This is a genomic window from Arthrobacter sp. 10L430, from assembly GCF_056395245.1.
In genome coordinates, this window is sequence record NZ_JBFTJD010000007.1 from 61,761 (window position 1) to 76,982 (window position 15,222).

Below are 15,222 nucleotides of genomic sequence, written 5' to 3' on the forward strand. Positions count from 1 at the left end.
GCTCTACTTCCACTCGAAAAGGCGGCCTTCGGACTTGCCGTCCGCCACCTGGTACTCGAACAAGACTGCGATCCCGTTGAGGCGGCTCAACTCGTCTGAAGTCGTTTCGTAGAACAATGCACCCCGCCAGGTGAGTTGACCCGGACCGGTGAAGCTACCGACACCGTGGCCGGTGAAGGTGGCTGTCTGCCCGCTTGCGGTGACCACAAATCCGTTTCCGTTGCCGACGACTGTGCCGCTGGGGCGAAGCGTGCCGACATAGGTGACATTGACGTCAACTTGGGCACCGCAGAGCGTGCCGACCTGATGGTCGGTCACTTCGGTGCGCGGACCGCGGCCAGTGTCTTCCAGAACCCGCGTGCTGATGGTCTCGCCGTTGAGTTCCCCGATTTGTTCTCCGAGCATGATGATCTCCTTGCCAGTTGGATCGGTGGCTGGACAGGAACGACTGCCACGTCAACGTGACGTTCCAGTCCGGATCAGCCGGGAATACGCGTCCGTGTTCAGGCAGCATCGGGAGCCGCGGACGCAGAGGGCAGACCGTCCCCGGTGCAGATTTCCCGCCCGGGGGACGGCCGCCGTCGTCGGTTATTCAGAACCGTGGGTGGCGCTATGTGGCGCTTCCCCTCGTCCTCTCCATCGCATCCCTGCCGAGCCAGAGGCCCAAACCGATCATGGCGACGCCGAGGAGCAGATGCAGCCAATTGTCGGCAGTGTTAAGCGGGACAAAGTTGGCGCCCCCGTCCATGTCAATGAACAGGCCGTAGATCCACAGAACCACGTAGACCGCGCCGCCGCCGAGCAAGAACCAGCGGGCCATCTGGGCGGTCCGGGCCATTGCAATGCCGGCCGCGCCGAACAGCAAATGGACGATGTTATGCAGTACGGACACCTGGAAGACTCCAAGCAGCATTGCCCCGGACTCATGTCCGGCAAAGTTCATGGCGCCGTAATTGGTGGTGATTCCCGGGATGAACCCGAGGACTCCAACCAGCAGGAAAACCGCACCAAGACCCATGGCGGTGTTGTGGAGGGACAGCCCCATCATGTGGTGGTGCTCGGTGGGGTGTGAAGCGGTAGTCATTGGTCTGCCTTTCACGCTGGTTACCGGCTCTTCAGATGGAGAACCGGCCTCGCGGCAGGAGTCGCCGGACTTCTGCCGACGCCCAAATCCTACTCCTGAAAACCGCGCCTGTGCAGGGAATAAAGGGGCTTTCCAGAGCATTCCGGGCGGCCGTGTTCTAGGCAGGGGAGGAGGAGGCGGATCCGCCCTCGGCCAGGCCCATGAACATGGTCCGGTGCAGGATGTCCACGTGCTTGCGGGCGACCTCGGCTTCGTCCCATTGGCCGGCGCGCAGGGCTGCCACGAGCGCGACGTGGTCGCAGTTTGATTTGTGCAGCAGCTCGATCGAGTAGGGGATGAAATAGGCATAGAGCTCGGCCAGCGTCTCGTGGTAAACCTCGACGGCGGTCCCCAACTCCGACGCGGTGCCCACCAGCCCGGTGGTGTTCGAATCCGGAAATCCTTGAGTCCGATTCTGGGACGGGTTCCAGCACTTTCCGCGTCCATATAGGACACACGGACGTGAAGTGTCAGTGGACGGACAAAAGGGATAACCGCCCACGTTGGAGGAATGCCGGCTATTTCGTCACATGGACGACAATAGCCTTATCGACGGACTGCTTGGTGCCAGGTCGGTCTATACCCGTAACTGTCCAGTTGCTGAGAAGCAGAACGGTTTTACCTGTATCGGAATTGTAGATAACCTTCTTGAATCCCAACGCGGTTAGGTCGTCGTCGAGGGCTTCGGCATTCATCCCCGCCACATCTGCAGGAATGACAGCCGTTGCTGGCACGGCCGGTGCAGCTGCTGCGGGTGCCGCGGCCATCACCTCAGCAGGCTGTGGTGCAGCTGTCACAGTTGCGGTAGCGGTGGCCGTCACGGTTTCCGTGGCTGTCTGCGTCACAACTTGGGTGACTGCGGGAGCCGCTTGCGTTGCGCCGCCGGCGCAGCCGGTGAGTGCCATACACAAGAATGCTCCAGCGGCTAATGCCTTCTTCATATAAATGGGTTCTCTTTCCATTGTCGTGAACGATAGTTTCCGGAGTGATGTAGCTGTTAATTCTTCAGCACACTGATCTTAAGGAGAATCATGTGGAGGATCCGACGCAGAAAATCCTGTCTCAATTGTTGGATCTTGATATTCATCCCATTACTCGGAATCGCAGCTTCTAAAACTATTCTCGCTCCAAAACTGCCGGGATTGGCCGAGCTTGTGCCAATCCTCAGAGAACGCTGGGGAAATGCTTACACTCGAACAGAGATACCCCGGCCAGAAACGGCCGGGGCATCTCTGAGTTCCAGCGGCGGCGTCAGGCTCGACACCATCACGAATAGAACTGAGACAGGCTGCTAGAGACCCGTCTTGCTCACTCCGTACTCGGCCTGCGCCGGAGTGTAGCCCTCGAAGGTCAGCTGGTCGATAAGCCCGGAACGCGAGAAGGCGGAGTATTCCAGGTAGCTTTTAGCCTTTTTGGCTGCCTGCTCGTTCCAGTTGACTGTCACGCGGTCCACTGCCCAGGTCGCATCTGCCGTCGAGTAGTCCTCGAACTCCAGTTGCCCGATCAGACCGGTGCGCGAGAAGGCGGAGTATTCCAGGTAGCTTCCAGCTTTCCGCAGGGCGTTCTGCTGACTGACCGTCCCGAGTTTGGCAGCGGCCTCAGCAGCAGCTTTGGCGGCAGCAGCAGCCTCAGCCTTTTCGGCCTTGGCTTTAGCGTCAGCTGCGGCCTTTTCGGCTTTGGCGTCAGCGTCAGCGTCAGCTTTAGCCTTTTCAGCTTTGGCAGCAGCGTCAGCTGCGGCCTTTTCGGCTTTGGCGTCAGCGTCAGCCTTAGCCTTTTCGGCTTTGGCCGCAGCGTCTGCTTCAGCCTTCGCGGCGGCCGGATCCTGCGTTGCGGTCTCTGCGGGGGCAGCAGCAGAGTCATTCACAGTGGAAATGGACGTTGGGGCAGCTGCGCCGCGGCTGGCGTTGAAGATAATGCTCAGGAGGAAGAAGACGCCGGTGACGATCAAGGCCACTTTCTTGTGCTTGTCGTATCCTTCCAGCGGCAGACCCTGCTTGTCGCGGGTTTTGTTCGTCAGTACGAGGATCAGGTCGATCAGGGCCCATATGCCCAGACCACCGAAGGTGATCAGCTTGAGGATGCCGGTTCCGACTTTGCCCAGATAGAAGCGATCCACGCCGAACACACCGATGAGCAGGGAGAGGAGCCAGGTAACGAGGAAAGACTTGTTGCTGACGCCGTATCCGCCCAGCACTGGGCCTCCTGGATAGGGTGCCGGGGCACCGGGGTAGAGCCCAGGGGCGCCTGAATACGGCGGTGTGGCCACTGGTGCTTGCCCGTAGGGAGTCTGCGGCTGCTGCGGCGTTCCGTAGGGGTCGGTTGAGCTCATTGGGTTCCTTTCAATGGGCGCCTCTGGGCAAGGCGCGCCCGGAGGGCGTAGTGGGTGCGGAGATGTGCGGTCTGCTGGAAGGGGTTCGCCGGTGATTCGCCGTCGGACTGTGCGGAAGGATGGCTTGGCGCCATGGCATGCACATGCGTCTATCGCTTCCCCCCAGAAGTGCGTCTACGGTGTAGCCGCCAGGGTTAAAGCATGCCTCGGTGCAGGCTTGGATATAGGCAGTATTGGCACAGGACTGTGAAAGGCTTTGCCCAGTAATGACGCATGAACAGTGTTCTGCGCAGCTTTGAGCACACCACCTGCCGTGTCATGGGAAGACTCTGGCGCCTGTGGGTGCCAGAGTCTTTGACAGAGGCTAATTTCGTGTTCGGTTCAGGTTCCATCTGGACGAAGACGAATAACTCCCGCAGCGGATTGAACTCGGGACCGAGTTGGTGTCCGGCGTTCGACGGCCCCGCAGGTTAGGGGTATAGCAGCGACCCGGAGGGCGGCAGCCACCGCCCGTCGACGCCGTCGTGCGCCGGCTGGAGTTCGTCACTCAGGCGTGGTTTGAGCTTGGCCATCCGTCAGGCCCATGAACATGCGGTGCAGGATGTCCACGACGTGGTCGCAGTTTTATTTGTGCAGCAGCTCGTCGGGTAGGGGATGAAGTAGGCGTAGCCGTCTGGTCTTGAGTCTGGAGAATCCCCATAAAGGGGCAAACGATCCCGTACACTTTCTTCGCCGTGTCCGCACTGGGGGAGGCCCCTCGCGGGGAATCGCTCCACCCGCGGGGGATAGCGCCGTTTCGCTGCCTGGATCCGGCCAAATGGGTCTTGAGCCTGACGGGAGCGATCTGACCCCAAGAACGTGTGGCTAAATGCGGGAGCAGGCCGTAGTCACTGCCGGCGTGGGCGGGCGATCCACGAACGGGAGGAGCAATGGGAATTGGCGTCCCGGCCAGACTACGCGCAGCCTCATATTCACCCCGTCCATGCCGGCCGGCATCGCGCCCTGCGGGCCTACCCGTCGCCGCGTACCGGTTCGGGGCCCGAACTAAACGAAGGTGGTGTAGTTCCACGGATACCAGGTTCGTGCCTCTGACCTGGGACGAGTTCCGAACTCCTTAGGTGGATGATTCGGGGGCGCTCTCAATACCGAAGTGCCACAGCGCGGCGTCCAGGTCCGCAGCGCGCCACCCTCGTGACTCTGCAGCAGCGCGGATCACGGCCGACATGTTGTCGTAAGAGGTGTCCTCGATACCGGCGGCCTCGGCCACTCGCCGAATCCGCACATCAGTAGTCACCCCCGTTGAGAGTCCACTGAGACTGTCGATGTAATCCAGCGTCTTAGGGCTCACATGACGTACAGCTGCGAGGGCATCACGAAGAACCGGCCTTTCTGCTGGGTCAGTGAGTCTGGCGCGGAGTTCCTCTACAGTTTCGATGCCCTGATCCTCAAACACACACGTTAAGTCGTCTATCTGAGCGAGGCGGCCCGGCGATGGCCAATCGATGACGTCCGAGAGGGTTCCCGTAGCAAGACGTTTCCGGAACCCACTCGTGGTTCTTGCATCTGGCCATGCGGCAAGAAGAGCGTCAACGCGCGGCTTCACGGTTGCCTCGTAATTTTGCCGTCGCTGCAAGGAGGCATCGACAATGATCGCTCCGATGGAAGCCCAACCACGGCTAACCTCAGTCGAGGCGTCGATGCCGTGGGAGTCAACGAAGGCTAGTAGTTTGGCGGTGTCGCCATCGATAGTCATAGGTGAATACTTCCACGGAACAAGGCGACCCCTGAGTGTCGCCGTCATCCACGTACGACGACGGCACCCGGTTTGGCCGGGGAGTTCACGTCGGCTGCGTGATCGCCCAGCGCAGATCGGATACTGCCGCGGTTGCGCCGCTCTCGGCCACGGCACACCTGTATCCTGACAATGCAGGTTGAATGGTTCCAGCGGCCATCAACCAAGCTCGGTTCGCGGCCGGATGACGGTCCGGAAGCTTGGGCCGTCGCCATCCACGTTGTCGAATCACCGCCGCAATCGTCAGTCGCCGATCGGTCCCCGGACTCTTGGAATGGATCCTTATCACTACCGACACGCCAGCTCCCGTGGGAATCCCGACGCCGGTCCTCAAGCCCGCGCGCACAGCTGCGATGAATGATCCCGCCGTCGTGACCTGGGCCGAGGCTGGTGAGAGCATGACCGCGCGATGGCGTTCGGCGAACGGCAGACCGGCGCCGACGCGCGTCGAAGTGGTCTCCGACTCTCTCACGGCCGATGATGCGAACCGGATGGCGTCACAGGGGATCGCGATGCTCTGGCACGGTGACTTCCACAACGCACGGCAGATCCTCAACGCCATGGACCGGCGGATAGGCGCCGGAAAGAAAGAGACCGCAGCAACTCCGGCCGATAACTTCTATCGGCACCGCCAGTCCCGCTCGCACCGTGCACGCATTCTCGGCCTGCTGCTGATTCCTCTTGATCCGGGTCCGGTGGTGCCGCTGCGCCGCGCACCGGACATCCGGCAGGCCGCCGCTGAAGCGTACGGTGATATCGGCGAACCTTCCATTGTGTCCCTGCACGAGCTTGTCGGGGCCATTGGCGCCCACGAGTGGCGCCGTAATGGCGTCCACGTCGATGCCCTGCAGGGCCGCATCCACCCGCACTATGGCACGTTCTTCCCCACCCGGAGCGAGTATGTGGATCTCGTGGCCGCCGCTGCGCTTCCCTCTGACACGCTGGCGTTCGACGTCGGAACCGGCACGGGGGTGCTCGCTGCCGTCCTCGCCCGCCGTGGCGTCCACCGCGTGGTGGCGACGGACAATGAACCGCGTGCAATCGCCTGCGCCGCTGAGAATTTCCGGAACCTCGGCGTCCAGGACCGTGCTGAGGCCGTCCTGACCGACATGTTCCCGCCCGGGCGGGCACCCCTCATCGTGTGCAACCCGCCCTGGATTCCGGCCACGCCGCATTCCACCCTGGACAACGCCGTCTACGACCCCGGGAGCAGGATGCTGTTCCGCTTCCTGAACGGACTCTCCGACCATCTGGAACCGGGCGGTGAGGCCTGGCTTGTCCTCTCCGACCTGGCCGAGCACCTTGGCCTGCGGACGCGTGAGGATCTGCTGACCGCCATCGCGGCGGCTGGGCTGAAGGTTGTGGAACGGCTAGACACCAAGCCAACGCATCCGAAGGCATCGGACCGCGACGATCCCCTGTTCGAGGCGCGCACGGCCGAGGTCACCTCGCTGTGGCGGCTTGTTCGCCGATAGTCCGGTGCGATAGGGCGTAGCCGTCAGGTCACCTGGCCAGCGGCCGCGGTCGGGAGTACGACGGCGGCGCGTGGGCTGGGTGCCGACGACGGCGCTGCGTGCCGCCCCAATGAACGATTCGAGGTCGGACAGGCCCGTGAGGAAACCGCCGGCCGGAGGCCAGCACCAGGGTGCGGCCGTCCTCTACCGCGCGGGTTGCCCCGACGGCGCTGGCAACGTGAGTCTCCCCACCTTATTTTGAGTAGCTCACATTAAGCCGTAAAATTAGGTACAGGCCACCGTAGCCCTTGAGTACCGCACCGGTGAACATACCCGGGCCAGCGGGGCAAGCGACACGACGCGCAACCGCCCTCCTGCTTGAGCGGCACAAGAACCTGTATGGCCCTCATCCCGAAACCCCACGGAGAACCCATGACTTTGTTGACCGAACGCCCCGCAACCTCCTCATCCACCACCGAAACCACTCTCACGAACGCTACCGGCATCACTGTCGCTGACACCGCAGTGCGCGGCGGCAGCTACGTGACTCTCCCCGCCGGCAGCGTCCCCGTCGGCGTCGAGGGCAGCTATGTCACCGTCGCCGGCGGCCGAAACTTGCCCCCCGTCACCCGTGGCAGCTATGTCACAGTGGACGGCACTCCCGTTGTTGCCGCCAGCGTCATCGAGGGCAGCTACGTATCGCTTCCAATGGCGGCATAGGGTCCAGCGGCCTGCGGGGGATAGCACCGCCGGGCATAAAAAGGAGGCCGACGGCGACACTGGGTGTCGTCGTCGGCCTCCTTTTTCGTGCCAGCCGGGCAACTACCCCGCCACCGCAGCCTTCACGGCCCGGGAGGCCTCCATCCATTCGCTCAGCCACGGGGCCCGGACGCTCGACGTGATGCGGCAGTCGGCCACGAAGGTTCCATCGGGGGGTCCTAGACGCGAGTTCTGCTGGGAAGAGGGTCTTGTCCGGTCTTGTGGCAGCGGGAAGAGCACGGCGTCGCCGGTTGATCAGCTCGCCGGCTCTTGACCCTGGCTCCGCCGCCTGCTGGCCGCGCCGGAGTGGTGGTTCAGGTTGGAAGGCTGGCCCTGATCTGGATGAGGGTGAGCTCCAACAGTGGCGTCGGGACGTTGAGGCTGCGGCCTCTGCCTGCAAGGTCGCCGAGGATGTGCTCGGCTTCCGATGGGAGCCCTGCGCTGAGGTCCCGGTACAGGGAGGAAGTGAACGCCGATCCCGGTTCAGTCAGGATACCGACCGCCTGCGCATGACCGGCGTCGGAAACGGGATGTCCTGCCGCCGCCGCCACCGCTTCGGTTTCACTGATGGCCTCCAGGATCCTGGACCGCCCGCCGGCCTCGATGATCCGTCCAACCGGCGCCCGGAACAGGCAGTTGACGATTCCCGCGGCCGCGATGAATACCCATTTCTCCCACAGGGCGCCGGCTACGTCGTCCACTACCGAGAAGTCGACGCCGGGCACGTCCAGAGCCTCGGAAACATCCGTAGGGACAAGGTTTCCGTTGAGCCCGCCCACCGTGAGGGAAGTGAGGGGCATCTGCTGGCGGACCACATCGCCGTCAAGAGTGGCGACGATCCGGGCCAGGCCGCCGAGCACGTGGCCCGGGTACAACTGCTCAAGCCGCTCCACATGGGCCATGCCGTTGAGGATGGGAATGATGCTGGTTCCAGCCCCCACGAAAGCGCCAAGCTCGCCGAGTACGCCCTCGAACGCGGTGGCTTTGACCGTGACGAGGATCAGATCGAAGGCCTCTGACCCGTCCGGTGCCGTGATGGTTTTTACCGGGTGCGTCCGGTCAGCGGTGGGGGAGATGAAGCGTAACCCGTCGCGGCGAAGGACGTCCTGCTTGCGCGGCCGCACCAAATAGGTGACATCCCGTCCCCCTTCCTGCAGGAGCGTGCCGAACGCCCCGCCTGTGGCTCCGGCTCCGACGACGAGTATCCGCATGGGTACATACCTTTCCGGGGTGGTTTTCAAGGATTAACCGGAAACAGGAGCCTGGAACAGCAGATGAGGCTTTGTATCCGATGTTCCAAGGCTAGGGGTTTCAACGGGACTGTGCGGGTGGCATTCGCCTGGCATGCCTGATCACTTCGTTATCGCCAGGGTTAGCTAGCCCGCCACCGCCGCCTTCGCCTCCTGCTTGGCCTTCATCCACTCGCTCAGCCACGGGGCCCGGACGCTCGACGTGATCCGGCAGTCGGCCACGAAGGTTCCCTTGGCTCCGGCGTCGATCCAGTCCGTGAGCGCGGAAAGGTCCGCCAGGGAGCGGATGATCGCTGACTCGGCACCGAGCGCGCGGGCGATGCCGCTGAAGTTCACCTCGGGGATCAGCATGGGCTTTTCGGTCAGGCCCTGGGAGCCGTACTGGTGGATTTCGGCTCCGTAGGCGGCATCGTTGTAGATCACAACGACGGCGCTGCTCGCCGCACCAATGAGCGATTCGAGGTCGGACAGGCCCATCAGGAAACCGCCGTCGCCGGAGACCAGCACCAGGGTGCGGCCGTCCTCCACTGCGCGGGCTGCCCCGACGGCGCTGGCCAGGCCGAGCCCGATGGCCTGGTAGGCGGTCCCCACCATGACCAGGTCCTGGGGGCGCGGGATGCGCCAGTACATGGGTGCCCAGCCGACGAAGTGCCCACCGTCCTGGACCACCGTGCGGCGCTCCGGCAGCACCGAATCCAGTGCCGTGGCAAGCGAACGCGGATCCAGCCGGCCGTCCGGGGTCTCGTCGGAGCCTGGATGGTGGGCCGGTCCTTCGGCCAGGCGCTTGCGCGCTTCCGCGCGCCAGGCTTCTGCGCGGCTGGCGTCCGGCGAGGCCGTGCCATCCAGGATCCGGAGTAGGCGTCCCGCAGCAGACTTCACGTCCGCGCTGACGAAGGTGTCCACCCGGGGGTGCGTCGGCTGCAGGGCGGCATCGATCTGGATAACGGTGCTGTCCGGGCCGAGCAGGTGCCCGAACCGCATGGTGAAGGGGCTCAGGCTTGCCCCGGCCACGAGGACCACATCAGCCTCACCCATGAGCCCGGCCGCGGTGTCCGTGCCGAAGCCGCCCGCGACGCCGAGATACCCCTCGCCCTGGAGGAGGTTGAGCGCCAGGGCGGTTCCGGCGGTCAGCGCGCCCAGGCGGTCGGCAAGCTCCCGGAGCTCCGGGCCGGCGCCGGCAAGATGCGCACCGCGGCCGGCGAGGATCAGCGGCCGCTTCGCCCCGGCGAGCAGCCGGGCTGCCTGCCCGAGCCCGCCGTCGACGTCGTCCGTAAACTTTGGTGCCGACGGCGCGGGAAGCTCTTCGTCCGCAGCTTCGAGTGCCGCGAGGTCGTAGGGAATGGCAAGGACGACGGCGGTCCGCTTGGTCAGCGCGTACTCCACCGCCTGCTGCGTGATGGAGCCCGCGGCGTCGCGGGTGACGGTGAAGGTCGCCGCGCCGAGGCCTGCAGCGATTGCCGCCTGGTCCACGTCCTGAGGCCGGGCGCCGCTGCTCGGGGCGTCCCCGGTGACCAGCACCACGGGGATCTGGGCCTGGACCGCCTCGGCGAGGGCGGTGAGTGCATTGGTGTAGCCGGGGCCGTAGGTGGTGGTGCCCGCTGCGAGGCGTCCTGATGTCCGGTAGTAGGCGTCGGCCGCGGCGATGGCGGCGCCTTCATGGCGGACGGGGGAGAAGCGGAGGCCCAGCTTTTCCGCGGCGTCCAGGAAGTAGACGTTTCCGTTGCCCATGACGCCGAATACATCGCTGAGATAGCTGCTGAGAACCTGCGCCACGCGGCCGGAGACGGTAAGTGAAGTCATGCAGGAATCTTGTGTGCTGGTTCACAGATAGGCAAGAGAGCCGAGTTGGATTGGGATATTTGGCAGGCGAGTGCCAATTGAACTGAAAATATGCGCACTTGTGGTGTGCATCACCCGCATTTAGTTCGAAGAGCGGGTTTCCTGCTCGGAAAGCCGGCTCAGGAGGCCGTCGTAGCGGGGCGGCATGAGTTCCAGTACGGAAATGGCCGTGCTGGTCCGTTGGATCCCCTCGATTTCCAGGATCTCGTTGGTGATGCGGTAGAGATCGGCCGTGCTGCGTGCCACCACCTTGGCCATGAGGTCCGCATCCCCGGTGGTGGCGTGCACCTCGATGACCTCGGGAATAGCGGCGAGCCCGTCTTCCACTGCACCTGTCCGCGTCTGGCTGATGGACAGTGAGAGGAAGGCCATCAGGTCGTATCCAAGTGCGGCGGGATCCAGCCTCCGGCTGAAGGAGCGGAGGGCGCCGCTGCGCTCGAGCCGTGCCAGCCGGGCGTGGATCGTGTTCCGTGCGACGCCGAGCGTCCGGGAGAGTGCCAGGGCGCTGGCTTCGGGATCCTTGTCGAGCGCCAGGATGATCCTGCCGTCGAGGGAATCCACGGTGCGGGGGTTCGGGATGGTCATATTTTCACCACAGAGAGTAGAAGTTGAGCAGAAGTCCCAATGGGTAGAGGGTATCTTGCAATGTGGGCCGGGTCACAATCATGATCAGTCCTCATGACCCGTGATCAGCTCCTGACCGCACCGGACACCGCGCTTCCCACCCTTCGAGGTGCGGTGGCCGGCCTCCCGCCCTACGTCCCGGGCCGGCGCAGCGCCGGCATGGACATTGCGGCCCTCGCCAGCAACGAAAGCCACTACGAGCCCCTTCCCGCTGCCACCGCCGCGGTGGCCGCAGCGGCCGGTACCATGAACCGCTACCCTGACAGTGCCGCCGTCGAACTCCGTGAACGGATTGCCCGCCACCTCGGCGTCACGGCCGGAGAGGTAGCGGTGGGACCCGGAAGCGTCGGCGTCCTCCAGCAGATCATCACCGGCCTTTGCGACGCCGGAGATGAAGTGATCTTCGCGTGGCGCTCCTTCGAGGCCTACCCCATCCTGGTTGAGCTGGCAGGCGCCCGGCCGGTCCGCATTCCGCTGGACGCCGCTGAGGGGCACGACCTCGGTGCCATGGCTGCGGCCGTCACTGACCGCACGAAGGTTATCCTGCTCTGCACCCCCAACAATCCGACCGGCGTGCCGATCAGCCAAGAACGCATCGAGGCCTTCCTGCAATCCGTCCGCTCGGACATCCTTGTGTTGGTCGACGAGGCCTACGTGGAATACGCCGAAGCGGGCAGCGGCCCCGATTCCCTGGCGCTCTACCGCCAGTACCCGAACGTTTGCATCCTGCGGACCTTCTCGAAGGCGTACGGACTCGCCGGCCTGCGCGTGGGATACGCCGTGGCGGCACCGGACATCGCCGAGGGACTGCGCCGGACAGCCCTTCCCTTCTCCGTGAGCGCGCTGGCCCAGAAGGCGGCCATCGCTTCGCTGGATGCGGGGGAGGAGATGGAAGCCCGCGTCGCCGCCGTCAAGTACGAGCGCGCACGGATGACCGCGCAGCTGGAAGCCCAGGGCTGGAAACTCCAGGCGAGCCAGGGCAACTTCCTGTGGGTCCGTGCCGATGAAAGTCTTCGGGCGAGGCTGGTGGATGCGTTTGACCGCGCGGGCATCCTGGTCCGGGCGTACCAGGGGGACGGTGTGCGGATCACCGTTGCCGACGCAGCCTCCAACGATCGCGTGCTCCGGCTCCTGGAAGCCCACACGGCCTGAAAACCGACTGACCTGAAATCCCATCCGTTCCACCTACAACCAGAGGACTCACCATGGAACAACAGACAATGACGTCTGCCCGCCCCCTGGGCGCCGCACTCAAACCTCGCCAGCTCACGATGATGGGCCTGGGAAGCGCCATCGGCGCGGGCCTCTTTATCGGCTCCGGCGCCGGCATCCAGGCGGCCGGCCCGGCCGTGCTGATCTCCTACCTCGTGGCCGGCACCCTCATCATCCTGGTGATGTGGGCCCTCGGCGAGATGGCCGCCGCCAATCCGGACAGCGGTGCCTTCTCCGTCTATACCGCCAAGGCCTACGGGCCGGTGGCCGGCGCCACGGTGGGCTGGCTGTGGTGGCTGCAGCTCGTGGTCGTGATCGCGGCCGAGGCGCTCGGTGCGGCAGGCCTGCTGGCCACCATCTTCCCGGCGCTGCCGGTGTGGCTGATGGCGTTCGTGTTCATCGTGGTGCTCACTGCCGTGAACCTCACCAGTGTGAAGAACTTCGGCGAGTTCGAGTTCTGGTTTGCGCTGCTCAAGGTGGCGGCTATCGTCGGGTTCCTCCTGGTGGGCGCTGCCCTGCTCTTCGGCTGGCTGCCGGGCGTCCCGTCGCCGGGCCTGGCCCACTTCACCGGCGACGGATTCGCGGCCAACGGTTTCGCCGGGATCGCCACGGCACTCTTCGTGGTGGCATTCGCGTTCGGCGGCACCGAGATCGTGTCCGTGGCGGCAGCTGAGACCGCCGAGCCTGCCCGCAGCGTGAAGAAAGCAGTCCGGACCGTGCTGTGGCGCATCCTGGTCTTCTACATCGGCGCCATCTTCGTCATCGCAGCCGTGGTTCCCGTCGGTTCGGCGGGGCTGAAGAGCCCGTTCGCCGCGGTCTTGGACGCGGCCGGCATGCCCGGCGCGGCCACCGCCATCACCCTGGTGGCCGTGGCGGCACTGCTTTCCGCCCTCAACGCCAACCTCTACGGCGCGTCACGGATGGCGTACTCCCTGGCCGAGCGCGGGGAAGCGCCGCGTCTGCTTGCCTCCGTGTCCAAGGCCCGGGTCCCGGTAGTCGCAGTCCTGGCCAGCGTCGCTTTCGGCGTTGTCACGGTTGTGCTGGAGTTGGCTTTCCCGGAGAAGGTCCTTCCCGTCCTGCTGAACATTGTGGGTTCGACCTGCCTGCTGGTGTGGACGTCCGCGCTCCTCGCCCAGCTCGCGCTGCGCCTCCGCGCCGACCGCGAGGGAACGGAGCTTCCCCTGCGGATGCCCGGCTTCCCGTGGCTCACGGTGTTTGGTCTGGTCATCCTCGCCGCGATCTTCACGGTGGGATTCATCGGCGAGGATTCCCGTCCCCAGCTCCTGAGCACGTTCGCACTCGTGGCGCTTTTGGCGGTGGCAAACTGGCTGCATCGCCGTTCTATGAAGCGCTCTGCCAACGCCGTCCCTGGCCGCGTCGAGTCTTCGGAGCGCGCCGAGCCTCCGGTGCTCATCGACTGAAGTCTGGCAACTTCACGGCCCCCGGAGGTCCTGATTACTCCCACCGGGCCGTGACGGTCAGCAGCTTCCCGTCCGTCACGGCCTGGCGGGAGAGCGTCTTGTAGCCCTCCTGTTCGAACAGCACGGTGATCACGGCCAGGACCTCTTTGCAGAACTGTGCTGGTCATCCGACGGGCGGCGGTTGGCAACGATCAGTGGCAGCAGGGCTGCAGGCGAGGCGACAACGGCGGCCGCCTGCGACGCTTCGCCCGCGTCCCCGTAGCCCCAGTGCGCGAATATTGTCGGGATTCCGTGGTGGGCTGCTCCGGCGATGTCGTAGCTCCGGTCTCCGACCATTACGGGACTGGAGATGTCTATGCCTTCGGATTGAAGGCGGAGCAGCAATTCGGCAATGACCTCTGCCTTGCTCGCTCTTCCGTCGCGGTCGGACGCCCCGCAGATGTTGATGAAGTGGCCTTCGATTCCAAACCTTCGTGCGAGTCTTACCGCTTGGTCTTCCACCTTGGATGTGGCCACAGCCATCGGCATGCCGGCCGAGCGCAGGTGGTCAAGCAGCTCGATGATCCCGTCGTATGGGCCAGACTGTTCAGCGCCGTGGTCGGCGTATGCCTTGCGGTAGTGTTGGAGGGCCCTTTGGGCGGTTGTGTCGTCCAACTGTGAGACTGTTCTGAATGACTCGATCATCGGCGGGCCGACGAATTGCCGCAGTTTGTCCATCGCGGGGACCGGCGCGCCTACGGCTGCCAGGGCTCGGGCAGCACTTGCCGTAACGCCGGGTGCTGAATCCAGCAGCGTCCCGTCCATGTCGAACAGGACGCAGCTAATGCCAGTGAGAGGTGGACGGTCTTGCTGCAGAAGTGTCATTTTTCGAGTGCTTTCGGTCGTGGAGTTGGTTCGGTTCTGGGTGTGCCGGGGAAAATTTTGGTGTGAAGGGTAGGCATGGATCGAGTGAGTCTTGATCAGATAGACCAGAGGATTCTTGCGGAGCTAACGAAGAACGCTCGGATGAGCCACGCGGAGCTGGCGACCAAAGTCCTGCTGTCGAGGAATGCCGTGCGCCAACGGATCGAACGGATGGAACGGCAAGGGTATATCCAGGGGTACACGATCGTTGCCGGCCCACCGGGGCAGGGGTCGGTGTCCGCCTTCCTGATGGTTTACAGGAAGGACCGGGTGCGGGGGTCGGACGTCATCACCGTACTGCGGTCGATTCCGGAAGTGGTTTTGTGTGATGTTGTGAGCGGTGACTTTGATCTGCTGGTGAGGGTCGAGGCCCGGTCGCTGGAGAGGGTTCAGGAGATCTGGGAACAGATTGCGGCCATTCCCGGCGTCGCGGACACGGTGACGGCCATGACGCTGTCCAGTTACATCAGGCGGGGCCCCGGAGGGGCCCGCGCCACGGAGTGAAGCGATCAGACT

At 64.3% G+C, this 15,222-nt stretch carries 15 protein-coding genes; 5 read left to right on the top strand and 10 right to left on the bottom strand.

The genetic code is table 11. The features are described from left to right. Positions 1 to 3 precede the first annotated feature (3 nt). From AC1DDG_RS09590 to AC1DDG_RS09615, 6 genes are all read right to left on the bottom strand, one after another. The gene (locus tag AC1DDG_RS09590) at positions 4 to 405 is read right to left on the bottom strand and encodes a hypothetical protein (RefSeq protein ID WP_476875898.1); all 402 of its coding nucleotides are present in this window, start codon (positions 403 to 405) and stop codon (positions 4 to 6) included. A gap of 205 nt (positions 406 to 610) precedes the next feature. Then, positions 611 to 1,084 (bottom strand): DUF4383 domain-containing protein, encoded by a 474-nt coding sequence (locus AC1DDG_RS09595; protein WP_230117388.1) that lies wholly within the window; start codon positions 1,082 to 1,084, stop codon positions 611 to 613. Between the two features lie 157 nt (positions 1,085 to 1,241). Next, on the bottom strand, positions 1,242 to 1,496 hold the full coding sequence (locus AC1DDG_RS09600; protein ID WP_476875899.1) for a hypothetical protein: 255 nt from the start codon (positions 1,494 to 1,496) through the stop codon (positions 1,242 to 1,244). 145 nt (positions 1,497 to 1,641) lie between these two features. Next, positions 1,642 to 2,085: a hypothetical protein gene (locus tag AC1DDG_RS09605; RefSeq protein WP_476875900.1), complete on the bottom strand. Its 444-nt coding sequence runs from the start codon at positions 2,083 to 2,085 to the stop codon at positions 1,642 to 1,644. A 329-nt stretch (positions 2,086 to 2,414) separates the two neighbouring features. Beyond that, positions 2,415 to 3,452, bottom strand: coding sequence for an Ltp family lipoprotein (locus AC1DDG_RS09610; protein WP_476875901.1), 1,038 nt, complete (start codon positions 3,450 to 3,452; stop codon positions 2,415 to 2,417). 1,114 nt (positions 3,453 to 4,566) lie between these two features. Further along, positions 4,567 to 5,205: a hypothetical protein gene (locus tag AC1DDG_RS09615; protein ID WP_476875902.1), complete on the bottom strand. Its 639-nt coding sequence runs from the start codon at positions 5,203 to 5,205 to the stop codon at positions 4,567 to 4,569. Positions 5,206 to 5,642: 437 nt separating this feature from the next. On the opposite strand from AC1DDG_RS09615, the gene AC1DDG_RS09620 reads away from it, so the two are divergent. Further along, positions 5,643 to 6,719 carry a methyltransferase gene (locus AC1DDG_RS09620; RefSeq protein WP_476875903.1) on the top strand — a complete coding sequence of 359 codons (1,077 nt, stop codon included), beginning with the start codon at positions 5,643 to 5,645 and terminating at the stop codon, positions 6,717 to 6,719. Positions 6,720 to 7,130: 411 nt separating this feature from the next. Beyond that, complete coding sequence (locus tag AC1DDG_RS09625; protein ID WP_476875904.1) at positions 7,131 to 7,418, top strand: hypothetical protein; 288 nt, start codon at positions 7,131 to 7,133, stop codon at positions 7,416 to 7,418. Positions 7,419 to 7,771: 353 nt separating this feature from the next. Here the strand turns inward: AC1DDG_RS09625 and AC1DDG_RS09630 are convergent, their stop codons facing one another. The 3 genes from AC1DDG_RS09630 to AC1DDG_RS09640 form a co-directional block, all read right to left on the bottom strand. Beyond that, positions 7,772 to 8,668 (bottom strand): ketopantoate reductase family protein, encoded by an 897-nt coding sequence (locus tag AC1DDG_RS09630; RefSeq protein WP_476875905.1) that lies wholly within the window; start codon positions 8,666 to 8,668, stop codon positions 7,772 to 7,774. Positions 8,669 to 8,833: 165 nt separating this feature from the next. After that, entirely contained in the window at positions 8,834 to 10,507 is a 1,674-nt protein-coding gene (locus AC1DDG_RS09635) for a thiamine pyrophosphate-binding protein (protein WP_476875906.1), read from the bottom strand. 120 nt (positions 10,508 to 10,627) lie between these two features. Next, complete coding sequence (locus AC1DDG_RS09640) at positions 10,628 to 11,131, bottom strand: Lrp/AsnC family transcriptional regulator (RefSeq protein WP_476875907.1); 504 nt, start codon at positions 11,129 to 11,131, stop codon at positions 10,628 to 10,630. 93 nt (positions 11,132 to 11,224) lie between these two features. Between AC1DDG_RS09640 and hisC the strand changes: the two genes are divergently transcribed. Beyond that, complete coding sequence (gene hisC, locus AC1DDG_RS09645; protein WP_476875908.1) at positions 11,225 to 12,322, top strand: histidinol-phosphate transaminase; 1,098 nt, start codon at positions 11,225 to 11,227, stop codon at positions 12,320 to 12,322. A gap of 53 nt (positions 12,323 to 12,375) precedes the next feature. Next, entirely contained in the window at positions 12,376 to 13,803 is a 1,428-nt protein-coding gene (locus AC1DDG_RS09650) for an amino acid permease (RefSeq protein WP_476875909.1), read from the top strand. 129 nt (positions 13,804 to 13,932) lie between these two features. Here the strand turns inward: AC1DDG_RS09650 and AC1DDG_RS09655 are convergent, their stop codons facing one another. Beyond that, positions 13,933 to 14,667, bottom strand: coding sequence for an HAD hydrolase-like protein (locus AC1DDG_RS09655; RefSeq protein ID WP_476875910.1), 735 nt, complete (start codon positions 14,665 to 14,667; stop codon positions 13,933 to 13,935). 75 nt (positions 14,668 to 14,742) lie between these two features. Between AC1DDG_RS09655 and AC1DDG_RS09660 the strand changes: the two genes are divergently transcribed. After that, the gene (locus AC1DDG_RS09660) at positions 14,743 to 15,210 is read left to right on the top strand and encodes an Lrp/AsnC family transcriptional regulator (RefSeq protein WP_476875911.1); all 468 of its coding nucleotides are present in this window, start codon (positions 14,743 to 14,745) and stop codon (positions 15,208 to 15,210) included. Positions 15,211 to 15,222 lie beyond the last annotated feature (12 nt).